Raw genomic sequence first — 24631 nt, forward strand, 5'->3', positions numbered from 1 at the left:
TTAAGTAAACTTTTTTATTTACTTTAGTCTTTACAAAATTAAGTAAAGCAATTACTGTACAAAATAATAAATAAACAAAAGGATTTACATAATGAAACTTCTCATCGTCAGTGCCAGTCAACGTCCGGGCTCCCAAAGTGCCAGAGTCGCCGGATACCTTAGCGAACACGCTAACCAATTCAATGAGATACACCATATAGAGTTATGCCAACACGCCTTGCCTTTCTGGGATGGCGATAGAGAAAGCGCCGCACTCCAAGCGAGCGACTGGCATCGCATCAGCCCTCTGGTAAAACAGGCCGATGCCTTGATTCTTATCACGCCAGAATGGGGTGGCATGGCCTCCCCCATACTGAAAAACTTTCTCTTGTTATGCGATAACCAGGATACCGCCCACAAACCCGCCCTGTTAGTGGCGGTCACCAGTGGTATCAGCGGCAGCTATCCCATCGCAGAGCTCAAGATGAATGCGCTGAAAAACAATAAGCTGGTGCCGACTCCCGATCACCTAATCATACGTAATGTCGAGCAGGTACTGGGAGAGAGGGTGGTCGATAGCAGAGATCAAGGGCTTAGAGAACGCATTGGTTATAGTCTGCATATGCTGGCTCAATACTCAGTAGCACTGAGCAGCATACGCCAACAGCACCAAGACCTGCCCTATCCTAAACAGCAAGAGTATGTGTATGGCATGTAGCCTAGGATAAAAACTAAATCATTAAAATTTCGATGGAATATCTTAAATCTAACTAAGAAGGAATTTAATCATGATTCATCTGGAACACATTAATCTCGTCGTCACCGACATAGACAGGGCGCTTAACTTCTATCGCGCGGCCTTTCCACACTGGACAGTCCGTGGCGGCGGTCAGGGCTCTTGGTATGGCAAACCCAGAAACTGGATCCACTTTGGCGATGACTATCAATACATTGCTTTTAACGACGATGGCGAAGGCGAAAACCGCGATCTCAAAGGTCATCAAGTGGGACTGGCTCATTTCGCCTTTGTGACCCAAGATCTCGATGGCGTGATCACCAGGCTCAATCAGGCGGGCTTCGAGGTCGACAAAGCGGGACAAGAAGATCCCTATCGCCGCAACGTCTACTTTATCGACCCAAACGGCTATGAGGTGGAGTTTGTGCAATATCTCAGCGATCTGCCGGCGCAGCGTAATCGTTACGATCTCCCCAGCTAACGCAAGATAAAACCATATGCCCTAGGGGATAAACTCGCGTTTATCCCAAATAAACCAGTAGGGTAAACAGCAATAGGTAAAAGAAGAAGCCTGCCAGATAGACGCTGTATAAATCATTCTTTGCCAGACGTTTCTCCTGATGAAACAGCGCTGGCCAATACAGGGGCTTTTGCACCCGACCAAAGGTGAGCCCCCCAATCACCACGGCGCCCGTGGTATAGAGCACAAAGGAGAGTATGATCTCCCAGAAAAACCAGATGAATAGTTCGGTTAGACTCGCTGCCAACATAGTCCGCTCCCCTGATTAAGCTGCCATCTTGCTGAGAAACCAAACAAAGCCTACTGCTGCCAGCACAAAGATGATCACCATAATGGTGAGCGTCTTAGAGCGCGCCATAGATTGCAGCAGGGCAAACCCTGTGTCCATCTCACACAGCGCTTGCCAAAATGAGGTGGGTACTAGTGACTGAGACCCTAACGGCTCCCTATTTAGTGGATTATTCTGCTTTGCAACATCTTGTGGGTCGTGCGGCTTTACAGCCTCTTGATTGGGCGTCATCTGCTTTCCTTAGCAAGAGAGGATTTAGGTCACTGTAAAACCTCAACAATATAAAGTCAGGTTAACTTTTATTCACCTTTTTTCGGTCACAGCAGCTAATCTCACTCTGCTGCTGATACCTCTTCAGTCAATCCCTGGGGCTTAATAAAGAAGTGAATTTCAAACTGAGTATCTTGAGTCAAGGGCTCGATGCTGTGCCAGTAGCCAGGGTGAGAGATAGCGGTCTCATTTGCCCCAAGCTTTATCTCCCTCTCCACCTGCCCCTGCTTATCCCGATAACCGAAAAACAGCAGTTCTCCCTGAATCACATGGATCTGCTCATAAACACCGGGACGGGTAAAATGACGTTCCCGATAGATGGCAGGCATATCCTGCACGCCAAAGACTGGCGTCTTCTTACACTTCACATATCCTTTAGGCACAAATGACATCTTAAGCTCCCTTTGCAGCGCCATATAAGCCGATTCATCAGATAGCTAAACTTAGCGCATATTTCAGCAAATATCTAAACCTGGCCTTTGGCGAGATTGCACTTCGCTTAGATAGCGTTACACTGTGCGAAAACTCAGATAACGATATTCCCATGACAGCTTCATTTCATTACAGCAAACACTTTATCTTAGACAAGGCATACTATGGCGAGTGTTTCGACGCCTCGGTGACACAGGCCCCACAATTAGCCGACTACACTAAAGCTATCGGCTTCCTCTTGGCGGGATTGGCATTATTGATGACGGGCGTTAACGCCTATGCCTCTTGGTTTATTGTTGGACTCGGCGTCTTAGAGGCGCTCAGCGTTAAATACAAACGCCCTTGGTACCTGTGGCGCCAGATGATGAGTAAGGCGGCGGGCAATGAGGCTTGCCTCACCTTGGATGAAGAGGGGATCACCACAGAATCACTCTATGTGAAACAACAGCTGCTGTGGGACAGCATTGACGAATTAAAAGAGACAGAAACCGGGTATCTGCTACGCTCAGGTAATCGCCAGCATTATCTTTCTAAAAGCCATCTCAATGACGAGAGTCAGGACTTCCTGTGCAAAAAGTGCGCCAAAGACAACTGATATCCTTAAATGGCTTCATTAAAATTTGGATAGATTCAAACAAAGGGTCATCTCTTTGTTATTATGCAAACGAAATGGAACCAGAACGTAAATAATAACAAGCCTTAGGACGAACTCGATCCTAAGGCATACCTGATATGGAGTAACGATGATCACTAAGCCAAAATTAGTCGCCGCACTGGTAGCGAGTTCAACGCTTTTTATCTCAGCGTGCCAAACAACTAACCCTTATACCAATGAATCTCAAAATGCTAAGGCAACCAATGGTGCCATCATAGGCGCAATTGCCGGTGCTGCAATTGGTGTTGCTTCATCAAGCAAGAGCGACAGAGGTAAGGGCGCACTGATTGGTGCTGCATCGGGTGCAGCCGTCGGTGGCGGTATCGGTTATTACATGGATGTGCAAGAAGCAGAGCTGCGCAAGCAACTACAATCGACTGGCGTTAGCGTCACCCGCAGCGGTGACAACATCATTCTGAACATGCCTAATGAGGTGACCTTTGGTGTTGACCAATCGGTGCTCAGCAGCCGTGCCAAGAATGTGCTCGACAGCGTCGCCCTAGTCGCCAAAGAATATGATGAAACCATGCTAAACGTCATGGGCTTTACCGACAGCTCTGGTAGCGAGTCTTACAACTTGCGTCTGTCTCAGGTACGTGCCGCAGAAGTAGCTAACTACCTGATGTCGCGCGAGATCAAGAATCAGCGCATCAGCTCTATCGGCATGGGTGAATCACGTCCTATTGCAGACAACGCCACACCCCAAGGCCGCGCGCAAAACCGCCGTGTAGAGATTGTCTTAAGTCCTATGCCACAAGGCTAAGACTCTTCTAAAAGGCAAATCTTTGTCCCTTACTCAACGCTGAGTGAGGGACTCATCTCCCCACTATCCTCACGCATTCCCAACGACCCGCCAAGCCAACTGACAAGCCAGCGCTAGGCCAATTCACAACACGCGAAGGCATCGCAGAGCCAACTCTTTTAGCTAATAAGCTATTGAAAGCGTAAAAAGCCCAGACGAGCAATCAGTGTTATCACTAACTGCAGGATTTTGCGGATCCCTACAAAGCCTGATATGGCAAAAAGATCGTCCGGGCAATCATGGCGCTTATCTATGATGGTTAACGCTTAAGCTCACCCACGGGCAAAACGACTCGGCCATATTCCTGATTCAACACCTGCGCCATGGCGAAGTAGATAGCGCTGGCGCCACAGAATATGCCTTCGAAACCAGCGATCATGCCGATAAATGCACTGCCGGTAAAATCACGGGCCGCCAAGAGGAAAAACAGCACAGTCAAAGAGCCAAATACCACCTGTTTGGCGCGTGGATAACGCAGGGAACCAACAAACATAAAGGCAGTAAACACGCCCCAAAGCGTCAGGTACCAGCCCATGAAATGGTGAGGACTCGCCTCAGCCAGGCCCATCTTTGGCAAGATCATCAGACCAACGAGTGTCAGCCAGAATAAACCGTAAGAGGTAAACGCCGTGGTGCCAAAGGTATCTCCGCGCTTAAAGCACATCATGCCCACCAGCACCTGACCTATCCCCCCATAGAAGATCCCCATAGCCAAGATCATTGCATCGATGGCAAAAAAACCTGCGTTATGGATATTCAATAAGATGGTTGTCATGCCAAAGCCCATTAAACCTAATGGTGCTGGATTGGCCAATTTTGTCGACATCTACTTTCCCCTCACTATCGCTATTCGTTTAGGCGCCCAATGGCGCGATCAAAGTCGCCGCGGATTTTAGAGAAGTCTTAATGACGCCACAATGGGCAAGGAAAATACCAAAAAAGCTTTATAAAACAGTAAAATACAAAAAAACCATAAAGGAGGGCGTTAGAGAAAAGTTAAATATTCAATAAATTCATAAAGATAAATAGAGGCTGCAACTGGCGTGTGACCAGCCTCACATAAGGAGGCCGGTTTGCTAAGTGGCCCACGAATCCACCTTCACCGCCCATGGCGTTTATCCCCTAGCGGTATAGAAAGTGAGGCAAGACGGGCTAAAGGTCACGCTTTTGGGGTTTTTGAGAGCTTTCCCGGCAAAAGTGGAGGATAAAATATTAGTTTACCTTCTACTGATCTAGATCAGCTTTTGCCCCAGCGATGGCTCGCTAAATAGGTAAGATCTGACGATCAAAGCAGATAGTCAGGAGCGCGCGCCGCCTTAGCGACGCTTAACTGTCATTAGCCAGGTTAGCTGCACTTAGCTGCATCTGGCCATCATATAGACATTCACATAGACGCCGTCACGAAAAGCGTAATCTTTGGCTTCCCCTTCTATCTCAAAGCCATGGGCCTTATAAAGCGCGATGGCAGCGTCGTTATCCGTATAGACTTCGAGTTCTATACGCCTGACCGCCAGCCAATTGGTGGCCAGATCTATCATGGCTGCCATCAACGCGCTCCCAACTCCTTGACCACGCGCCGACTCACACACCGCCATACCGAAATTAGCCACATGCTTGCGCCTGGCATTAGCGTATACCTCCATGCCTAGCTGTCCCACCACCTTGCCCTCATGTACTGCGACCAGGCTATAACAATTATCCGGTAGCTCCTGCAGTCGCTTCTGCCAGAAGGCCAGGGACGGATAGGGACGCTGTAGCGTCCCGGCATAACAGCTGCGCTGACTATAGAGGGCAAAGATCCCCTTTATATCAGCATCTGTGCTGTGACGGATCTCAATTTCGCTTGTTGTCGGTAAACTCGTGTTGGGCTCGGCCATAAAGGTCTTAATATATCCTTATAAAAGAGGAAAATATGCCATAGGAGCAATAGGTTAAGCAATGCCAGTATTAGCAATAGCGCTATCGCCCTGTGGCCACACCTCTTTGTAACTCATTGCCCATGGCAATTAATTTGGGCGCCTGTTGCTGCGCCGCGCTAAAGCCAGACTTGTTCTGCCAGCCAAACCAGGAGTGAGCTATAAGTGACTGGGCCACTGGCCCGCCCAAGGTATTGCCCGGCCCCAGCACTATCACACAATCTGGCGCAAACTCCTTAACCGCTACCGTCATCGCCTGACTAAAGTCATAGGGAGCCACCACTTGATGACCTAAGGTGTAACTGTGTAGCCGGGTCAGATCGCTCGAATATCGACTCCAGATCTGGCCTCTGCCATCTATCATAGGCAGCTTAGGGGGCTGAAACAGTGAGACAGGCAAAGCCTCTTGCCCCCGGCGGGCAATGTCACTGAGCAAAGGCGAATGAAAGGCGCCATGGTTATAGAGACGCATAGGATAACGCTCATCCAACTTTGGCAAGCGGGCCTCCGCCTCGGTCAACCCGGCGTCATTTCCCGCCAAGACCCGATAGCCACCAAGATAAATAGAGGTATAAAGCTCACAGCCATCAAGCTGGTTAACCTCGGCAATCACCTTGTCGAGCAACTCCGTTTGATGCGGATCTTTACGCCAGTCGGCATCCATCTCGGGATAGATCATCTGCCCGCCAATCAGGCCGTCACTCATCATGCTGCCCATGGTGTTGATCACCTTAATAGCGCTGCGCTCATCGAGGGCACCAGCCAGTGCCAGGGCGATATACCAGCCCATGGAGTTACCAGTGACCGCCACTATATCAAAGCGCTTGCGGTCGATATCCATAAAGTCTGCCATGGCACAGGCATAGATGATCGCCGAAGCATTCTCACCCGGTGTATGCAGCTTAAAGGAATATTTACTTTGACTATCTAAGTCGCTAATGGGTTGCTGGCCAAGCTGACGCCGATAAGCATCTATCGCCTCGATAAAGCCTGATTTGTCACTGTGATACTTAGCCAGATACCCCAGCTCCTCCTTGTTATAGCAGCCACGCCCCGGTGCAACCACCAATGCCCTTAGCTTATTACTCACGCCGCCCTCACTCCTATTTGTTGGTGTTGTCATTAGGCTTCCCTCGCTCCCGTTCGCAGTTCTTGCTCCAGGCTATCGCCAAGCAAGGCGAGCGCAGCCTCGACGATCTGCGAGCGACTGGGTAGTGGTAAGGTTGCCGCCTCAGCCAGCGGGATAAAACAATCTTCAGCGGTAAGCCTTGCCATCTGCGGCGCAAGATCCCCGAGTCGTTCATGTACGCAAGTGACAATCGCCTCACTTACCGAACCACTGCGGCGGCACTCATCGACGATCAGCAGATGTTCACACTCGCTGACCGCGGAGGTGATTGCCGCTTCATTGAGCGGGATCAGATACCGCAGATCGATCACTCGGCAGTCTATCCCCTGCTTAGACAGCTCTCGCTCGGCCTGACGGCTAAGATAGTAGCCATTGCCATAACTGAGAATCGCCAGTGTCTTCCCCTTGCCATAGACGCCTAGCTCGCCATAGGGCAAGGTTTTCGCCTGATCTTGCGGGCAGTAGCTATGACTCCATAGTCCGTCACCTTCCTCATGAAGATCCCGCGTCATGTAAAGCGCAATAGGCTCCAAGAAGATCACCAGCCGCTGCTCCTGCTCCGCCAGGCGCACGCATTCTCGCAGCATCCCCATGGCATCGGCGCCATTGGAGGGGCAGGCCAGGATAAGGCCCGGAATATCGCGAAACACCGCCAGGGAGTTATCGTTATGAAAATGACCACCAAAGCCTTTTTGGTAACCCAGGCCGGCGATACGGATCACCATAGGGTTACTAAATTGACCGTTAGAGAAGAAAGGCAGGGTCGCCGCCTCACCGCGGATCTGATCTTCGGCGTTATGCACATAGGCAAGGAACTGGATCTCGGGAATAGGCAGCAATCCATTGTGGGCCATGCCGATGGCCAGCCCCAGAATTGAGGTCTCATCCAGCAGAGTGTTGATCACCCGGTTAGGGCCAAAACGCTCCACTAGGCGCGAGGTCACATGATAGACCCCGCCCTTCTTGCCAACATCTTCACCGCAGACCACGATATTCTGCTGGCGCGCCATCAGCTCGGTCAGCGTCATGTTGATCAGCTTGCCCATGTGCACCGGCTTGCCCAGTGAGTTTTTGTCGGCACTAAAGAGCTTAGCAAAGGACTCGTCACTCAGGCTCTGATGGACCACTGGCGTCTGGCGCACAGGTGGAATCACCGCCGCCATCGCCGTCTTGGCGCTGGTCAGTTTCGGTCGCTCAACCGCCACCTTCGCGATGGCAGCGATACGCGCCTTGAGGGTCTGGTACTGCTCGACGATCTCTTCCGCGCTCATCAGATTGGCCTCGATGATCTGCTTGGCACTGAGCAGCAGCGGATCTTGCGCCTCATTATCAAAAATCTTCTGTTTGCTGAGATAGGCAATTTCGGCATCGCTACCGGCGTGCCCCATCAGGCGCACCGTTCGTACATGTAAAAATACTGGCCTGCGATTATACCTGGCGTAATCGGCCGCCTGACGGCTGACCCGATAACAATCGAGCAGATCCCGTCCGTCACAATAGAAATATTTGATCCCGGCGCGATCTTTAAAATTAGCCGCAATCCAGCCGCTTGGCGTCGCGGTAGAGATCCCTATGCCATTGTCTTCACAGACAAACATGAGCGGCAGCGGCACCTGTTGATAGGCGGCCCACCCTGCGGCATTGATCGCCGTCTGGGCGCTAGCATGGTTGGCCGAGGCGTCACCGAAATTACAGAAGACCAGACTATCCTCGGGCAAGACGCTATCGATACTGAGCCTCTGATTCAAGGGAATACTCAGGGCCGCGCCCACCGCCTTGGGCAAATGAGAGGCGATGGTGGAGGTCTGCGGCGGGATCATCAGCCGCTTGCTGCCGAGCACCTTATGGCGTCCACCCGAGATAGGGTCTTCGCTGGAGGCCGCAAAAGAGAGCAACATGTCCCACAGGGAAGTCTCGCCAGGCACCTGACGGGCACGCTCTATCATGAAGGCCGCGCTGCGATAATGCAGAAACGCCATATCCGTTGGGCGCAGCGCCGCGGCGCAGGCGGCATTGCCCTCATGGCCAGAACTGCCTATGGTGTAGAAACCTTGATTACGGGCGCGCATGCTGCGGGACTCAAGATCCAGCAGACGGCTCTTCATCTGTGACTCGAACATGCCGACAAAATCGGCATCGCTAAGACCCAGGCTGAGATGATCCCAGCCCTGCTCTATCTCCAAGAAATCTTGCTGTGATACACGTTCGACAAATTGCCTGTCGAGGGCGATAGCTCTATCTTCCAACTTGACCTACCTCAATTTGGCGCAACAAAGCCCATACCACAGGCGTTCACCAGGCCGCTGCGACGAGAAAGCGGAGCGACACTGTCGCTCCGAATGAAGGAAAGGGTTATCCGAAGGCCTGAATGCCTGTCTGGGCACGGCCCAAGATGAGCGCATGAATATCATGGGTGCCCTCATAGGTATTGACCGCTTCGAGATTCATCACATGACGAATCACGTGATACTCATCGCTAATGCCATTACCGCCATGCATGTCGCGGGAGGTACGGGCGATATCAAGCGCCTTGCCGCAGGAGTTACGTTTGATAAGCGAGATAGCCTCTACCGGCAGCACATCCTGATCCATCAGGCGGCCCGCCTGCAGGCAGGCAAATAAACCTGTGGTGATCTCGGTTTGCATATCCGCCAGTTTCTTCTGGATCAGCTGAGTCGCCGCCAGAGGACGATTAAACTGAATGCGATCTAGGCTGTATTGACGCGCCGCGTGCCAGCAGAACTCGGCCGCGCCAAGTGCGCCCCAGGCAATGCCGTAGCGGGCCTTATTCAAACAGCCAAACGGCCCTTTTAATCCCTCGACATTAGGCAGCAGCGCCTCTTCCCCCACCTCGACATTGTCCATCACTATCTCGCCGGTGATCGACGCCCTGAGGCTGAACTTGCCCTCTATCTTAGGCGCGCTCAGCCCCTTCATGCCCTTGTCTAAGATGAAACCACGGATCACACCATCGAGCTTAGCCCACACCACAAACACGTCGGCGATGGGGGAGTTAGTGATCCACATCTTGGCACCATTAAGGCGATAGCCGCCATCAATACGCTCGGCGCGGGTCTTCATGCCACCGGGATCTGAGCCCACATCCGGCTCGGTTAAACCGAAACAGCCCACCCACTCGCCGGTCGCCAACTTAAGCAGGTATTTCTGGCGCTGGGCCTCGCTGCCATAGGTATAGATGGGGTGCATCACCAGGGAAGACTGCACGCTCATGGCGCTACGATAACCGCTGTCGACCCGCTCAATTTCACGGGCGACCAACCCATAGCTCACATAGTTAGCATTGGCGCAACCATAAGCCTCGGGCAGGGTTGCCCCCAGGAGTCCCAGCTCACCCAGTTCATTCATGATCTCACGGTCAAAATGCTCATTGCGATTGGCCATCAATACCCGGGTCATCAACTTCTCTTGCGCATAGTCGTGCACCATGTCACGGATCATGCGTTCATCTTCGCTAAGCAGCGCATCAAATTGCAGTGGATCTTGCCAATCAAATTTCACTCGAGCCATGAGTCTGTTCCTTGCTGTCGTTATTGTTGTGATCGCAACTGACGACTAATTCATCACTTGCTAATTCGACTAGCATAGGCATAATTTACCCGTATAAAAAATATTCTTTTTGTTTAGCTTCTATAGTTATTTTCTATACCTTACGTAAAGGTAAATTAAAGAGCCTAATATGAACCTGAGAGCCCTGAGTTACTTTGTCGCCGTATATGATAAGGGCACCATCAGCGCCGCCGCCAAACAGTGCTACATTGCCCAGCCATCGATATCATCGGCCATCAGCCAGCTAGAGAGTGAACTCAATACTCAGCTTTTTCAGCGACATGGTAAGGGCGTCAGCCCAACGGAGTCGGCCGAGCGCCTCTATCCTTTGGCGCAAAAGCTACTGAACGAATCTAAGGCCATTCAGTCGCTGTTTAACACACCAGAGCAACGCCAACCTTTTAAACTTGGGTTGATCAACTCATTAGGGGTACAGCGGATGAGCATGCTGCTCAAAGACTTTACCCAGGCCTGCCATGATATGGAGCTCACCCTGGTTGAGGCCAACGAAGCCTGTGATGCACGTATCATCACTACCAGCCAGTTAAAATCCGATGAGGCGTTCCAGCCCATTTGGCACGATGACTATCTTCTGGCTATCCCTTCAGCCATGAGCCTGGCGCTGAAAAAAGAGATACGCCTGCAAGATCTCAGTGGTCAGCCCTTTATCCACCGCGCCCCCTGTGAGGCTCTGGCCGATCTGCAACAGTTGATGGATTTAGAGGGCATTAAGATGCAGATCCGCGCCCGTATCCAAACCGTGGAATACGCCGTGGGCCTGGTAGCGGCAGGTGTCGGCATCGCCTTGGTTCCTGCCCTTCCTGTACTGATGGAGCAAAACAACATCATCTATAAAGCCATTGGCGATCTACAGCTTAAGCGCACCGTAGGGCTAGCCCTACCCAGAGGTGGTGAATACACAGAGCAGCAAAGGCAGTTGCAACAAGTGAGTAAACTCTATAGCTAGAAGTGTTCACCCAAACAAGAAGCACGGGTAACAACCAGCCAAACCTTATCCAACACAAGCCCTGAAGCTGTATCATTTTGCATCATGAATGCCGAAAAAACTGTGCATATATGACGTAAATGGTAATCTTTTGCTCAGACCCTGTATTGACCTGACTTATAGTGTATCAATCACCATGATAAACAAGTTGCTGACAAGCCTAGTAACCATACTCTTACTCTCATCTACCGCTTTGGCTGATGAGCAGCAAGCTTGTCTTTCAGATGATGACTGTATTGAGATAGGAAAATGGCAGTTTGGCCTGGCGCTTGGCTATGGCGAACGCTCCAATCCGATCCGCGACTATGATGACATCCCCATCTATTTAGCACCGACCCTGGCCTATTATGGTGAAAAGTGGTTTTTCGATAACGGCAACCTGGGGTATACCCTGGCCGATAAAGAGCATTTCAGCCTCAACTTGAGCACTAGCTTTAGCAGCGACAGCGCTTATTTCTATCGCTGGGATCCTTCGAATATTTTTATCTCAGGTAATAGTCAGCTCACTTCACCTTCTTCGGGGTTTCCCTCACGTCGTGTCCCCCTAGGTACAGAGTCTGAGCCTGTATTTAATGAGCTAGAAGACAGGAAATTTACACTTCTTGGCGGAGCAGAAGCATTTATTTACACACCAGTGGGTATAATCAATATCGCTGTGGCACATGATCTTTTCGATGTACATTCAGGCATGGAGGGCAAATTAAAATGGCTCTACAACATGACCTTAGATGACTGGATCATTGAGCTTTCTGCTACCGCTAACTGGAAGAGCAAAGAGATCATCGACTACTATTACGGCGTACGCTTCAGCGAAAATGAGTATTGGAGCGAACAGTATCAAGCCAGTTCAGGCACTAATTTAGGATTAGAATTGACGACACAATATATGATGAATGAACACTGGGAGTTACTCTTTCTGGTTCGCTACACAGATCTGGCCGACGCAATAACCGCCAGTCCGCTCGTCAATGAAGATCACTCTAGCACTTACTTTATCGGCGCTGCCTATAGATTTTAAGGTAAGTTTTTTCAATGACTTTCAAGCTGATACAGGCAATTCTTGTTATCTTATTGCTGTGCAATATCACCTATGCCATGGGCCAAGAGTCCGCGGCCAGCTTGTCTTTGTCACCCCAATTTTGCATCACGGCCGATGTCGAACAAAGCTGTGAAATCGAGTTAGTGTTAAGCTGGGAGACCCCCTATCCTCAGGTGGTTTGTATCATGTCGGATCACATTGCACTGGAGAAATGGTGCGCCGACTCGCCTAATACTCACTCGCTCACCGTCAAGGTGAAGACACAACACGATATTCAATTTGTCATGATAGACAAACAAAGCCATCAGACATTGGCAGGCGTGAAACTAAAAGTTACCCCCACTTCGACCCCTCAAGTGAGGCGTCGTTATCGCAACCCCTGGAGTCTATTCTAATGACCGAATCTCAATCGACCCATAGAGTCTTGCTCGTCGAAGACGATATTCGTCTGGCAAATCTGATTGTGGATTATTTAAAGTCGCATGGAATGCATGTTGAAGTTGAGCGTCGCGGGGATACCGTATTGACCCGACTGATCAACTATAAACCAGATATCATCTTGCTCGATATCATGCTACCAGGGATGGATGGCCTTACCTTATGCGAAAAGCTACCCGACTACTTCGCCGGCCCAATCCTCTTAATGAGCGCTCTAGGCTCGAATGAAGATCAGATCAAGGGACTGGAACTCGGGGCGGACGACTATGTCGTTAAACCTGTCGATCCCGCACTACTTATTGCCCGTATCAACAATCTACTGCGCCGCAATGCTAAGCCGCCACAGGCAGAATCTCACTGCCTCAGCTTTGGTAAACTCAGCATAGATCCGCACACTCAGGCGATTCGCCTGGGCGATCTTGAAGTGGATCTGACCAGCCATGAGTTTGAACTCCTATGGTTGCTGGCCTCTCAAGCGGGACAAGTATTGAGCCGTCAATATATCTATCAGTATCTGCTCAATATCGATTTCGACGGCAAAGACAGAAAGATCGATGTGCGCATCTCTAGGTTGCGTAAGAAGTTAGGTGACAATATCGAAACCCCGTTTAGAATTAAGACGGTATGGGGTCAAGGATACCTGTTCGCCCCAGAAGCCTGGAACAACTAGCGGAGCAGCGTTGAAACGACTCTTCATCAGCCTATACCTATTACTGAGCCTCAGTTTCCTCGGCATAGGCTGGACACTCGACAGTATTTGGCAAAACAATGTCGATGACAGCGGTGCACAAGATGCGCCGCTGATCGCTTTGGCGCAGCTGATCGGCAAGCTACCCATAGGACAGCGCGAAGCCTTCCTGCAGCAACTCTCGACACAAGAAAGTTACCCCCTAAGGCTACTGCCCCGTCAGCAGGTCGCCATGAACGAAAGCAAGCTTCTCAGCAAAGATAGCGTACTGATCACCGCCCCCGATGAGGAGCATGAGTTGCATTTTATCAGGGTCGATGATCAGCAGATCCTAATGGCCGGTCCCATAGAGATAGATCCCAGAGAGCAGCTACGCGGCCTGTTTACCCTGCTCTTCTACCTGTCCCTCGCCCTGGTGGCTCTGATCTGGGTCTGGCCACTGTCCCGGGATCTCAAGACGCTGCGACTGGCGACCAAGGAGTTTGGTCAGGCTAAATGGGATACCCAAATACAACTGTCGAACCGCTCACAGGTACAACCCCTGGCCAGTACCTTTAATGAGATGGCAAGGCATATCAGTGCACTGATCGAAAACCAAAAGCACCTCTCTAATGCCGTCTCCCATGAGATCCGCACTCCCTTGGCGCGACTTAAATTTGCCCTGGCTCTAGTGCCCCAGTATTGCGCGCCAGATTCGGATCCCGACCGACGTCAGGCGTTTCTCGACGAGATACAGCAAGATGTAAAAGAGATGGAGACCCTGCTGCAAGAGCTGCTTACCTACGCCAGCCTGGAATCTCAACCACAGGATCTGGAATTTGAATGTTGTGAGCTGACTAAACTTACCCAGCAAACTATCAGCCGGTTACAAAACAACCACGAAATAGCGATCCATTTTAATGCTCAGACGCCTGAGCTTAAGGTGATGGGCGACCCGTCCCTGGTAGAGCGTGCCCTGCAAAACCTGATCATTAATGCCCAGCGCTTCGCCACCAGCGAGATCACTATCTCTATTAGCCAAGATCACAAGTCGGTACAGCTTAAGGTGATTGATGATGGACCAGGAATCGCAGAGGAAGATCAACAAAAGATCTTTGAGCCCTTCTATCGCAGCAAGGTGGTGCAAAATGGCAACAAGGGTCACGGCCTGGGGCTGGCCATCATAAAACGCATCATGCATAGACACAGTGGACAGGTAACACTACAGAGCCAACCGGGAGAAACCATCTTTACTCTGATCTGGCCGAGGGTGAGTAGCGCTAAATTCAAACACAAAACCCAGTAAGATAAGCCCCTTATTCGATGTCGAAGTCCAGCGACTGGGTCGCTGCGGCGCGCTCCTCTAAGATGGCGGTTTTCTTAGCCTTTAACAGCGCCAGACGGCGACGACGATGACGCTGTTTACACAGACGTATCACCTCATTTTTTTGCGCATCGGAAAAGTTCAGCCAATTAAAGCGCTCCTCTCTGCTGCGCAGACACCCCTTGCAATAGCCCCTGGCATCGGTCTGACAAACACCGATGCAGGGACTTGGGATCTCGAAAAACTCTAACTGTTCCATGAGGGATAGCCGCAACCTTTTACCTTTTGAACCTGTTATCTATGAACCTCTGACCATGGCCCACTTAAGCGGTCGCTAAATGAGCCTATAGTTAAAACATAACCTAATTCACAGTGACTGGCTAAACTTTATTCATCAGGTTAGACTAAAATTTCTAGCGTAAATAAGCTGATAGCATCAATTTTTCATCATTAGGGAACCCTATGACCTCACTTCGCTTTATTATCCCAGCATTAGCGGCATTGCTGCTAGGCGCCTGTGCCAGCAAACCTACTCAAGATTATGATATTAAATATAATTTTAATGACTTGAAGCAATTTACTCTGCAAAAGCCTGCCAATATTAGCGATCCGCTCAGCACCTCACGCATAGATACCGCTATCGTCGAACACCTCACAGCACGTGGCTATGTTCAGACAAGCGACCAAGCACAATTTATGGTGACCTATGGTTTTAAGGTAGTAGACAAGCCTAAGCGCTCTGGGCTCTCTATTGGTCTGGGAACCGGCAGTTGGGGCAGCTCTGGCGGCGTAAGCGTAGGGACTAGTGTGGGTGTGCCAATGGGCAGCGACAGCAACAAAATGCAGATCATCCAGATCGATATCGTCGACAGCGCCAGCAACAAACTAGTATGGCGAGGCAGCGACGCATTTGACTTCGATGATGGCGGCGAAAAGAAGGCCAAAGAGACTCGGGAGACGGTCAACAAGATCCTCGCCCAGTTCCCACCACAGCCTCGCTAATCGTCCACAAGGCGATTAATGGGCGTTCACCGTACGCCCATTGGCCCACTGGCGTAGGACATTTAATTTTTCACGCATCACGACTGAGAGCGGTCGCGTCTTCATCAATTCATTAGCCAAGAGTTCCTGAGACACCACTTGCTCCAGTGCCCTGGCCGTGTAACGCGCCGAGATAACCGCCTGCTCTATTTCTGCCCCCGAAAAGCCCTGACTCGCCTGAGCCAATTTGGCCAGATCGAAACAGAGGGGATCCAGCCCCCTGCGCTGCAGATGAATCAAGAAGATCGCCTGACGCACCTTATCGTCAGGCAGATCCACAAAGAAGATCTCATCCATTCGTCCCTTGCGCATCAGCTCTGGTGGCAAGGCACTGATATCGTTGGCCGTTGCGACTAAGAAAACCTCTGACTGCCGCTCGGCCATCCAGGTCAGCAGCGCCCCGAGGATCCGCTTAGAGGTGCCATCGTCGCTGCTACCACTGCTCAGCCCCTTTTCAATCTCATCGATCCACAGCACACAAGGCGCCATCAGATCGGCAAGCGCCAAGGCATTGCGCAGATTCTTCTCAGTCTCACCGATATATTTATTATAAAGGGCCGACATATCCATACGCAGCAGGGGACGTTGCCACATGCCCGCTACCGCCTTAGCCGCCAGACTCTTACCGCTGCCTTGCACACCAAGCAGTAAGATCCCTTTTGGATGCTCGACGCCTGGCTCACCACTTGAGGCGGGACTGCGCTTGGAAAGCCATTTCTTGAGGTTGTGTAAGCCCGCCACCTGAGAGAAGTCACTGGTGTCATACTCAAACTGCAACACTCCCTCCATATCCAGTAGCTTAAACTTACCTTGATTAATTCTATCCACATCTGAGTGGGTGATCGCTCCGTCATCGACTATCGCCTTATGGGCCAGGCGCCGCGCATCGTCGAAGGTCAGCCCTCTGAGGTTGTCCGCCAGTTTCGCCACCGCCTCCTCATCGACACTCTGTAATAAGCCGTCGCTACGCGCCTTGTCTATCTGCTCATAGATAAGGTTTTCTAGTTGGGCGGGATTGGGCAGTGAAAGAGAGAAATGGGCACAATAGCGTTTAATTTCAGGCGGAATATCGAAGGCATGGCTCACCAGCACTATCGTATGTTTCAGTGCCTCGTATTCGAGGGCGATCTCTTTTAACAGACGCACATTCTTAGGAGCGTTTTCCACAAAAGGATGAAAATCGCACAACACATAGATCCCCTGCTGACTGGTCGACTTTATCTGGCCTAAGATCTCCCCAGGATCTGTGTTGAACTTTTGGGTGCCCATCTTTACGTCGGCGCGAGTGAGGCCCTGGGTAATACTCCAGGTAAACAGCGGTTGATACAAGATGCTCGATACCCGTTTAAGCAGGTCGATCACCCGGTGCTCTTCATAGGTTTCAATCACGACTATCGGAGTGTTGGAGCGCAGTACAGCAGTAAGATCCCTGATATCTTGCATAGAAGTCCTTAAAGAAAGTGTCGTCTCCAAGTCGCTTAGGCCTGGATGCAGCTTGAGCCTATTGATACCCCACTCTTAGGGCAAATTCAATCACGCCGACCAGGCAAGGGATATTTTAGTAGGTCACACTGATCCAAAAAGTCACTCCGTGCGTATCAATGTGTCGCTCTAATTGTTGCGTCTATTAACTGCTTTTGGACTCATGCGCGTAATCAAGGGCATCAATACACGCAAGATCCCTAAGATAATGTATAACGATTCAGTCACCTGAGATCGTTTTCTCTTTGCGTTTCACCTAATCGATAAAGGTATACCCAGATGTTTGGTTTCAATCGTACCAAAACAGATAAACTACAGGCACAGCAGTATCAAGCCCTGTGCGATGAAAGCCAAATGTTAAAGGCAATACGACGCAGCGCCCCCTACATCGAATTTACCATTGACGGTAAGATACTGACCGCCAATGAACAATTTCTGTCGGTTATCGGCTATTCTCTGGACGAAATCCAAGGGCAACACCATAGCCGTCTATGCAGTCCATCACTGGCAGGTAGCGCTGCCTACCGCAACTTTTGGCAAAACCTCGCCAGAGGCCAGGCGAATCACGGCACCTTTCAGCGCCAACATCAAGATGGCTCAACCATCTGGATAGAGGCCACCTATGTGCCCGTTCCCGATGACACTGGGCGCATCACTAAGGTGATCAAAATAGCCAGCGATGTAACCCAGAAGAAACGTCTGGCCGAACAGCAAGAAGCGATTTTCAATGCATTAAATAAGTCTTTGGCCTATATCGAATTTACCCCCCCTGGGGGAGATCATCGATGCCAACGCTAACTTCTGCCGCACCATGGGCTATAGCCTGAAGGAGCTTAAGGGACAACATCATCGTCTCTTTTGTACCGAGACCTTCTTACGCGATCACCCCCATTTCTGGCAAAACTTGGCCAAGGGTCAATTTGAATCTGGGATGTTCGAGCGTATCACCAAACAGGGCCAGCCCATCTGGTTAGAGGCAACCTATAATCCTGTGTTCGACGATGCCGGAAAGGTTGTTCGCGTTGTCAAACTGGCCAGTGACATCACCCCTCGCATCATTGATCAGCAGGCGGTGCATGAGGCTTCACAACTTGCTCATCAAAGTGCCCTAGAAACTGTCGATATTGCAGGACAAGGTGCGACGATGCTCAACGCTGCCACCAACCTGGCCAACGATATTGATAGCGCCGTATCTGAGGCCACTCAGCTCATGGCCGAACTGGCACAGCAGTCACAGCAGATCAGCCAAATTGTGCACACTATTGCCAAGGTTGCCGATCAAACTAACCTACTCGCTCTCAACGCGGCCATTGAAGCAGCGCGCGCCGGAGACCAGGGCCGTGGCTTCGCCGTGGTGGCCGATGAGGTGAGAACTCTCGCCGCCAACACCTCCAATGCCACCCAGGATATCGAGCATATTGTGGCCCGCAACAGCCAGCTAACTCAGGTATCAGAAAGGGGAATGCAATCGATTCAGGAGAAGGTTTCCCAGTCCAACCAACAACTGGCAACGACTCAACGCTTGATTGATGACATACGCCATGGCGCGCAGCAGGTCGCCGATACTGTCAACAATCTGGTCAACAACAGGTAACCACCCACTTGCTGACTAACTCCCCAAAAAATAAAGCCCGCATCGCGGGCTTTAATGTTTCAAGGCTATGTGACGCCTAAAGTAATCCAAAAACACGGCCCACTCCTTAATATTATTGATTCCTTGAAACGGCAGAGCTAGTCGACCTCACCATAGATATCACTAGGACACCTTCAAGCTCGCTGTATTTATACTAGACATAAACTGCTGATATTTCTTTTCTAATTGGATGAATAATCTTGATCCACTACACACTTGTTGGCGGAAAAGATCTCAATCTCCTCCTTGCCAGGGTAAGATAATCGCCAAATAATTGAAGCAGGTCCGACCGAGACCCACTCATCATCAAAAGGTACCCACACTATGATAGGCACCCCCTATTCAAAAGGCGCCGTGCGCGCCATGCTGCTTGGATGTGGCGAACTCGGCAAAGAAGTTGCCATCGAACTGCAACGTATGGGCGTTGAAGTGATCGGCGTCGACCGCTACCCCAACGCACCGGCCATGCAGGTCAGCCACAGATTCCATGTGATCAATATGCTCGATGGCGCAGCACTACGCGCCATCATAGAGCAAGAGAAGCCCCATCTGGTGATCCCTGAAATTGAGGCGATCGCCACCCAAACCTTGGTTGAGATGGAAGCCGAAGGACTTAATGTGATCCCCACGGCGAAAGCGACCCAACTCACCATGGATCGCGAAGGGATCCGCCGCCTCGCCGCCGAGACCTTGGGACTGCCCACCTCACCCTACTTCTTCTGCGATACCCAAGGGGAGTTTGAACAGGCGGTGACTAACATAGGCCTACCTTGCGTGGTCAAGCCTGTCATGAGTTCATCGGGCAAGGGACAAAGCGTTATCCGCAGCCAGGATCAGATCTTAAAGGCCTGGCAATATGCCCAGGAAGGCGGCCGCGCCGGTGGCGGTAAAGTGATTGTCGAAGGCTTCGTGCCCTTCGATTATGAGATCACCCTACTCACCGTCAGTGCAGTTAATGGCATACATTTCTGTGAGCCGATTGGTCATCGCCAGGAAGATGGTGATTATCGCGAGTCATGGCAACCCCAGGCGATGAGCCCAGCGGTTCTCGACAAGGCGCAAGAGATTGGTCGCAAGGTGGTCGAAGCCTTGGGTGGCTATGGCCTGTTTGGCGTCGAGCTGTTTATCAAAGGCGATGAGGTTTACTTCTCTGAAGTTTCCCCCCGCCCTCACGATACCGGTCTGGTCACCCTGATCAGTCAAGACCTATCTGAGTTCGCCCTGCATGTGCGCGCCATCTTAGGCCTGCCGATCGCCAACATCAGCCATCATGGCCCATCGGCTTCGGCGGTTATTCTTGCCGAAGGCACTAGCCACAACATCGCCTATCGCGGCATGGCACACGCACTGATTGAGCCCGACACCCAACTGAGACTGTTCGGCAAACCAGATATCGACGGTCGCCGTCGTCTCGGCGTAGGGCTCGCCCGCGGCGAAACGGTTGACCAGGCCATCGACAAGGCCCTTAATGTCGCAGGCCAAGTCGAAGTGCTGCTGGATTAATTGCAGCCATAAGCCAAAGGGCGCCAACTGGCGCCCTTGTTATTTTTCTGCTCTGAATCAAAGCCCTAAAATCAAACCCCGGTTAGTTAACCAGATGCTGAGGGCTTCCCGCCAGAAACCCCTTAAGATTTGCCACCGCAATGGCCAGCAGGTTCTGCCGAGCCTCAAGTGTAGCCCAGGCATTATGGGGGCTGATACTGATATTGACGGCGCTCAGCAAGGGATTATCATCACTTGGCGGCTCAGTCGACAAGACATCCACGCCAGCGGCGGCGATCTCGCCAGCTCGCAAGGCATCAGCCAATGCCCGTTCATCCACCAGACCACCGCGCGCAGTGTTAATCAAGATGGCACTTGGCTTCATCGCAAGGAGGCGCTCTCGGTTAATTAATTGCTCGGTATCACTCGTCAGCGGGCAGTGCAAGGAGATGATATCGGCCTCGGCAAACAGTTCTTCACGCTCACACCAGCGCACGCCATCCGGCATGCCCTGTTTAGGCGAGCGCGTATTGACCAGCACCTGCATCTGAAATGCCAGGGCGATGGACGCCACCTGAGCGCCGATGTCCCCAAATCCTACCAGCCCTAACACCTTCCCTTTAAGTGACTGAAGCGGCGCCAAGGTAAAGCAGAAATCGGGCGACTGGGACCAAGCGCCAGACACCACGGCGTTATGATGATCCGCAAGGCGTTGGGTGTGATGCAGTATATGGGCAAACACCATTTGCGCCACGGCATCTGGGCCATAACCAGGTACATTGGTGACCTTAATCCCCAGCTCACTGGCGGCGGTAAGATCCACCACGTTGGTGCCGGTGGCGAGTACGCCGATATACTCAAGTTCGGGCAAAGCCTTTAGCGTCTCTCGGTTTAGCACTGTCTTATTGGTCAGCAACACCCGCGCGCCTTGCGCCCTTGCCAACACCTCATCAGGCGAACTTCGGTCATAACAATGAAACTCTCCCAACTCGGCCAGTGGCTGCCAATCGAGATCGCCAGGGTTGAGGGTATAACCATCGAGTACAACGAGCTTCATAGGACCTCTCTGTTTCAGCGACTAAAAAGTGTATTTAAAACCCGCATTGACCTGTCCCTGCCACATAAGATCGGCACGGATATTCCAGATACAGCGGTTAGCATCACAAAACAGTGCATTATCACTGTTAATAAAAGTGGCATAGCCTCGGCCATCGGCAAATAGGCTGAAGTTATCGCTAAAAAGATATTCGACGCCACCACCTATGCCCATGGAAAAGCGTGACTCATCGGAATAGTCTCCCGATGGCCGCATTTGAGTCATCCCCGCACTCACTGTTACATAGGGGCGCCAATTGCCTCTGGGGAAATAGAGCGATCCACCCAGATGCAGGTAATTCAGTTCCAGCCTTGCAAGTCGATTGGGGGTAAACATCCCTGCGGCATGCATATCCGTGCTCTGATGGCTGTATAGAAAATAGACACCACCAGGATCGCGGGTCTTCATCCCCAGCATGATTCCGTAATGGCTCGCGGCCTCGATATCGATACTGCCCTCGACATTAGTATCTAAGTCTGTGGCATCGAGTTCGCTGGTACCAAAGCTGTAACCACCAAAGGGGGCGATATAGATATCCGATTTCGCCGAGGCGGCTCCGGTTAGCAAGCTCGCCAAACATCCTATCAATACCATCAATACTGGTTTCATCGCCCTCTCCTTTTGTAGACAGTGATTACCGCAGGGCGCGCTCTTGTTTGACTCTGTCGTAAGCCGCCTGAATATCTTGCGCCTTCTGCTTTGCCAGCTCCATCATCTCTGCCGGTAACCCCTTGGCCACGAGCTTATCGGGATGGTGCTCGTTCATCAGCTTGCGATAGGCCCGTTTAACCGTCTGATCTGAGGCCTCTTCTGTCAGCCCCAAAACCTCATAGGCATCGTGAATGGAGGTCTGCTGCTTGCCCTGGCGCTGAAAATTAAACTCAGCCTGCCAACGCTTTAACAGGTCATCCAGTTGCTCGCGGCTAAAGCCGAGCTCCTGCGCCACGGTTAAGAGTATGGCATGTTCTTTGGCGTCTAGCTGGGCATCGGACAGTGCCGTTTGGATCTGGATCTCCAGGAACATCTGCAGTAGCTCACGTCTCCCCATAGAGATCAGCCTGAAGGTGCGTAGCGACGCCTTAAGATCGAAATCCGCCGCCTTACCTTGAGTAAAGGCCGCTTGTGCCTCGCGCCTTGCATCGCCCGATAGGCGCATCTGATCCATCAAGGCCGTAGCCAAACGAATATCGTGTTCGGTCACCTGACCCGAGGCCTTGGCCACATGCCCCATCACCGCAAAAGCGGTATTAAAGAACAGCGCCTGACGATCGCTGCTCTTGCCCATCAATTGTTCTATCTGGCCGCGCTTCTTGTCGTAAAGATGCCCCAACCAAAGTCCTATGATGCCGCCGATAATACGGCCAAACATAAAGCCGATGGCAAAACCAAAAAATTTACCCCAAATCTTCATCGAGAAACCTTACTCATTGATTGTGCCGCCCTTAATTCACTATCCAGTAAATGCAAACGCTCGGGGGTGCCCACGTCGCACCACAGGTGAGGGTAATGCTCGCCCCCGATCAGACCCTGTTGCATCTTTTGCCGCAGCAGCGGCGCCAAGGCGAAACGCCCCTCGGGAGTTCCCGCAAACAAACGCGGATGGTAAAGCCCCATGCCGGAAAAGGTCAACTTGGGCTCACCAGACTCTTGCACCTTACCGGCAACCAAGGCGAAATCCCCCTGAGGATGCTGCACGGGATTATCCACCAACCAGAGATAGGCTTCTTGCTCGCGCATCAGCTCGGCCACCAAGGCATGGGTCAGAGGCTGACCATTCACCATAGGCAGGCTATCGATATAGACATCACCATTAAGTACCAGAAAAGGCTCATCACCGAGTAGTGGTAGCGCGCGCTTAATGCCGCCACCCGTCTCCAGCGCCTCAGTTTCAGGGCTGTAGTGAATGCTAACCCCCCAGGCGCTGCCATCGCCTAAATACGCTTCTAACTTATGCCCAAGCCAAGCATGATTTATGACGATCTCATTTATTCCTAGGGTGGCAAGCCGCTCTATGTGATAAACAATCAATGGCTTATCGGCCACCGCCACCAAGGGTTTGGGCAAGGTATCGGTTAAGGGGCGTAAACGCTCACCTCGACCGGCCGCAAGAATCATCGCCTTCATTACATGGCTCCCATTTTGGGGATAACTTGGGTGTCTAACCAGGTGATGAAAGGGGTAAACTCGGGATATTGGGCACCGATATCGCGCACATAACTCAGCGTCAGTGGAATATCTTTCATATAGCCAGGCTTAGCGTCGCGATAGTTGAGACGACAAAATATCCCCGCCGCCTTGAGGTGGCGCTGCATCCCCATTAGATCAAACCAGCGACGATACTGACTCAGCGAAACCGTGTCATCGATTAACCCGAGGGTGCGCATCTGCTGATAGTGCTGGCCAATCAAGGGAAGAATCACCTCGTCAGGCCAGCGCACATAACAGTCGCGCAGCAAAGAGACGGCGTCATAGGTGATAGGGCCAATCACCGCATCTTGAAAATCGATCACCGCCAGCTCATCATCACACAACATCAGATTACGGCTATGGTAGTCCCTGTGCATGCCCACTTTGGGTTGCTGGGCGACATTGTCGATAAGCAGCCCAAAGCACTCATCTATCATCTCTCGCGCTTGAGCATCTATGTTTAGCTTTAGGTGATGCTGAACCAACCATTCGAGGAAGATGTTTAGCTCACGCAGGACAAACTCGTCGTCATAATCGGGTAGCGACTCGCCATCAGCCTCTGTGATAGTGAGCACTTGATCCAGCAAGGCCAGAGCGCGACCGTAATAATGACTCACATTGTCAGAATTTAATGCGTCCAGCAGCTGAGTGTCCCCCAGGTCGGAGAGCAGTAAAAAGCCTTGGGAAAGTTCGGCGGCCTTCACCTCAGGCGCCTTAATCCCACGCGCTTGATAGGCGTTGGCTAAGGCAATAAAAGGGGCAACGGGCACCAGATCCGGCGGGGAATCCATGGCGATAAAACTTTGCTTGGGTAATTGGACGCGAAAATAGCGACGAAAACTGGCATCCCCGGAAATCAATGCGACCTGAGCATCATCGCCTAAAGTTCGCGCTATCCATGAATTAAGGGCAAGAAATCTTGGATCTGACAAGGGCACCTC

General features: G+C 51.4%; 28 protein-coding genes. 13 read left to right on the forward strand and 15 right to left on the reverse strand.

The window, feature by feature from the left end; translation table 11 throughout:
* The first annotated feature begins 91 nt into the window (after positions 1 to 91).
* Entirely contained in the window at positions 92 to 697 is a 606-nt protein-coding gene (locus CFF01_RS14960) for an NADPH-dependent FMN reductase (protein WP_088905325.1), read from the forward strand.
* Positions 698 to 767: 70 nt separating this feature from the next.
* Positions 768 to 1196 (forward strand): VOC family protein, encoded by a 429-nt coding sequence (locus tag CFF01_RS14965; protein WP_088905326.1) that lies wholly within the window; start codon positions 768 to 770, stop codon positions 1194 to 1196.
* A gap of 40 nt (positions 1197 to 1236) precedes the next feature.
* Here the strand turns inward: CFF01_RS14965 and CFF01_RS14970 are convergent, their stop codons facing one another.
* From CFF01_RS14970 to CFF01_RS14980, 3 genes are all read right to left on the reverse strand, one after another.
* Positions 1237 to 1485: a hypothetical protein gene (locus CFF01_RS14970; protein ID WP_088905327.1), complete on the reverse strand. Its 249-nt coding sequence runs from the start codon at positions 1483 to 1485 to the stop codon at positions 1237 to 1239.
* A 15-nt stretch (positions 1486 to 1500) separates the two neighbouring features.
* The gene (locus CFF01_RS14975; protein ID WP_088905328.1) at positions 1501 to 1755 is read right to left on the reverse strand and encodes a hypothetical protein; all 255 of its coding nucleotides are present in this window, start codon (positions 1753 to 1755) and stop codon (positions 1501 to 1503) included.
* A gap of 101 nt (positions 1756 to 1856) precedes the next feature.
* Positions 1857 to 2186 (reverse strand): DUF1971 domain-containing protein, encoded by a 330-nt coding sequence (locus CFF01_RS14980; protein WP_088905329.1) that lies wholly within the window; start codon positions 2184 to 2186, stop codon positions 1857 to 1859.
* A gap of 152 nt (positions 2187 to 2338) precedes the next feature.
* On the opposite strand from CFF01_RS14980, the gene CFF01_RS14985 reads away from it, so the two are divergent.
* Together CFF01_RS14985 and CFF01_RS14990 are read left to right on the forward strand one after the other, a co-directional pair.
* A complete protein-coding gene (locus CFF01_RS14985; protein WP_088905330.1) occupies positions 2339 to 2821 on the forward strand; it encodes a YcxB family protein in 483 nt (160 codons plus the stop codon).
* Positions 2822 to 2969: 148 nt separating this feature from the next.
* Positions 2970 to 3644 (forward strand): OmpA family protein, encoded by a 675-nt coding sequence (locus tag CFF01_RS14990; protein ID WP_033537984.1) that lies wholly within the window; start codon positions 2970 to 2972, stop codon positions 3642 to 3644.
* A 298-nt stretch (positions 3645 to 3942) separates the two neighbouring features.
* Here the strand turns inward: CFF01_RS14990 and CFF01_RS14995 are convergent, their stop codons facing one another.
* From CFF01_RS14995 to CFF01_RS15015, 5 genes are all read right to left on the reverse strand, one after another.
* Positions 3943 to 4509, reverse strand: coding sequence for an acetate uptake transporter (locus tag CFF01_RS14995; protein WP_033537983.1), 567 nt, complete (start codon positions 4507 to 4509; stop codon positions 3943 to 3945).
* 529 nt (positions 4510 to 5038) lie between these two features.
* Positions 5039 to 5560: a GNAT family N-acetyltransferase gene (locus CFF01_RS15000; RefSeq protein ID WP_052125471.1), complete on the reverse strand. Its 522-nt coding sequence runs from the start codon at positions 5558 to 5560 to the stop codon at positions 5039 to 5041.
* An 82-nt stretch (positions 5561 to 5642) separates the two neighbouring features.
* Positions 5643 to 6722: an ACP S-malonyltransferase gene (locus CFF01_RS15005; protein WP_088905331.1), complete on the reverse strand. Its 1080-nt coding sequence runs from the start codon at positions 6720 to 6722 to the stop codon at positions 5643 to 5645.
* Complete coding sequence (locus CFF01_RS15010) at positions 6722 to 8974, reverse strand: dehydrogenase E1 component subunit alpha/beta (RefSeq protein ID WP_088905332.1); 2253 nt, start codon at positions 8972 to 8974, stop codon at positions 6722 to 6724. The genes CFF01_RS15005 and CFF01_RS15010 overlap by 1 nt, the downstream gene beginning before the upstream one ends.
* A gap of 106 nt (positions 8975 to 9080) precedes the next feature.
* The gene (locus tag CFF01_RS15015; RefSeq protein ID WP_088905333.1) at positions 9081 to 10256 is read right to left on the reverse strand and encodes an acyl-CoA dehydrogenase; all 1176 of its coding nucleotides are present in this window, start codon (positions 10254 to 10256) and stop codon (positions 9081 to 9083) included.
* A 169-nt stretch (positions 10257 to 10425) separates the two neighbouring features.
* Between CFF01_RS15015 and CFF01_RS15020 the strand changes: the two genes are divergently transcribed.
* From CFF01_RS15020 to CFF01_RS15040, 5 genes are all read left to right on the forward strand, one after another.
* Complete coding sequence (locus CFF01_RS15020; protein WP_088905334.1) at positions 10426 to 11262, forward strand: LysR family transcriptional regulator; 837 nt, start codon at positions 10426 to 10428, stop codon at positions 11260 to 11262.
* A 175-nt stretch (positions 11263 to 11437) separates the two neighbouring features.
* Positions 11438 to 12319: a MipA/OmpV family protein gene (locus CFF01_RS15025; protein WP_088905335.1), complete on the forward strand. Its 882-nt coding sequence runs from the start codon at positions 11438 to 11440 to the stop codon at positions 12317 to 12319.
* 14 nt (positions 12320 to 12333) lie between these two features.
* Entirely contained in the window at positions 12334 to 12735 is a 402-nt protein-coding gene (locus CFF01_RS15030; RefSeq protein WP_088905336.1) for a DUF3019 domain-containing protein, read from the forward strand.
* Positions 12735 to 13448 carry a response regulator gene (locus CFF01_RS15035; RefSeq protein WP_033537978.1) on the forward strand — a complete coding sequence of 238 codons (714 nt, stop codon included), beginning with the start codon at positions 12735 to 12737 and terminating at the stop codon, positions 13446 to 13448. The genes CFF01_RS15030 and CFF01_RS15035 overlap by 1 nt, the downstream gene beginning before the upstream one ends.
* Positions 13449 to 13458: 10 nt before the next feature.
* Entirely contained in the window at positions 13459 to 14751 is a 1293-nt protein-coding gene (locus CFF01_RS15040; protein ID WP_088905337.1) for a sensor histidine kinase, read from the forward strand.
* A gap of 10 nt (positions 14752 to 14761) precedes the next feature.
* Here CFF01_RS15040 and CFF01_RS15045 read toward each other — a convergent pair whose 3' ends face one another.
* On the reverse strand, positions 14762 to 15028 hold the full coding sequence (locus CFF01_RS15045; RefSeq protein WP_033537976.1) for a DUF1289 domain-containing protein: 267 nt from the start codon (positions 15026 to 15028) through the stop codon (positions 14762 to 14764).
* A gap of 203 nt (positions 15029 to 15231) precedes the next feature.
* Between CFF01_RS15045 and CFF01_RS15050 the strand changes: the two genes are divergently transcribed.
* Positions 15232 to 15771 carry a DUF4136 domain-containing protein gene (locus tag CFF01_RS15050; RefSeq protein ID WP_088905338.1) on the forward strand — a complete coding sequence of 180 codons (540 nt, stop codon included), beginning with the start codon at positions 15232 to 15234 and terminating at the stop codon, positions 15769 to 15771.
* A gap of 15 nt (positions 15772 to 15786) precedes the next feature.
* Here CFF01_RS15050 and CFF01_RS15055 read toward each other — a convergent pair whose 3' ends face one another.
* A complete protein-coding gene (locus CFF01_RS15055) occupies positions 15787 to 17253 on the reverse strand; it encodes an AAA family ATPase (protein ID WP_088905339.1) in 1467 nt (488 codons plus the stop codon).
* A 318-nt stretch (positions 17254 to 17571) separates the two neighbouring features.
* Here CFF01_RS15055 and CFF01_RS19210 point away from each other — a divergent pair, with 318 nt between their 5' ends.
* The 3 genes from CFF01_RS19210 to purT all read left to right on the forward strand — a co-directional run bounded on the left by CFF01_RS19210 (position 17572) and on the right by purT (position 20428).
* Positions 17572 to 18090, forward strand: a complete 519-nt coding sequence (locus CFF01_RS19210; protein WP_198387064.1) for a PAS domain-containing protein — start codon at positions 17572 to 17574, stop codon at positions 18088 to 18090.
* Positions 18091 to 18103: 13 nt separating this feature from the next.
* The gene (locus tag CFF01_RS19215; RefSeq protein WP_198387071.1) at positions 18104 to 18886 is read left to right on the forward strand and encodes a methyl-accepting chemotaxis protein; all 783 of its coding nucleotides are present in this window, start codon (positions 18104 to 18106) and stop codon (positions 18884 to 18886) included.
* Positions 18887 to 19249: 363 nt separating this feature from the next.
* On the forward strand, positions 19250 to 20428 hold the full coding sequence (purT, locus tag CFF01_RS15065; protein WP_088905340.1) for a formate-dependent phosphoribosylglycinamide formyltransferase: 1179 nt from the start codon (positions 19250 to 19252) through the stop codon (positions 20426 to 20428).
* A gap of 82 nt (positions 20429 to 20510) precedes the next feature.
* On the opposite strand, the gene CFF01_RS15070 is transcribed toward purT, so the two are convergent.
* Genes CFF01_RS15070 through CFF01_RS15090 form a run of 5 tightly spaced genes read right to left on the reverse strand, consistent with a single transcriptional unit; the run spans position 20511 to position 24628 of the window.
* Complete coding sequence (locus CFF01_RS15070; RefSeq protein WP_088905341.1) at positions 20511 to 21464, reverse strand: D-2-hydroxyacid dehydrogenase; 954 nt, start codon at positions 21462 to 21464, stop codon at positions 20511 to 20513.
* A gap of 21 nt (positions 21465 to 21485) precedes the next feature.
* The gene (locus tag CFF01_RS15075) at positions 21486 to 22112 is read right to left on the reverse strand and encodes an outer membrane beta-barrel protein (RefSeq protein WP_088905342.1); all 627 of its coding nucleotides are present in this window, start codon (positions 22110 to 22112) and stop codon (positions 21486 to 21488) included.
* A 25-nt stretch (positions 22113 to 22137) separates the two neighbouring features.
* Positions 22138 to 22914 carry a co-chaperone DjlA gene (gene djlA / locus CFF01_RS15080; protein WP_088905343.1) on the reverse strand — a complete coding sequence of 259 codons (777 nt, stop codon included), beginning with the start codon at positions 22912 to 22914 and terminating at the stop codon, positions 22138 to 22140.
* On the reverse strand, positions 22911 to 23627 hold the full coding sequence (gene murU / locus CFF01_RS15085; RefSeq protein ID WP_088905344.1) for an N-acetylmuramate alpha-1-phosphate uridylyltransferase MurU: 717 nt from the start codon (positions 23625 to 23627) through the stop codon (positions 22911 to 22913). Before murU ends, djlA begins: the two co-directional genes overlap by 4 nt.
* Positions 23627 to 24628, reverse strand: coding sequence for an aminoglycoside phosphotransferase family protein (locus CFF01_RS15090; protein WP_088905345.1), 1002 nt, complete (start codon positions 24626 to 24628; stop codon positions 23627 to 23629). Before CFF01_RS15090 ends, murU begins: the two co-directional genes overlap by 1 nt.
* Positions 24629 to 24631 lie beyond the last annotated feature (3 nt).

The organism is Shewanella marisflavi (genome assembly GCF_002215585.1).
Taxonomy (GTDB): domain Bacteria; phylum Pseudomonadota; class Gammaproteobacteria; order Enterobacterales; family Shewanellaceae; genus Shewanella; species Shewanella marisflavi.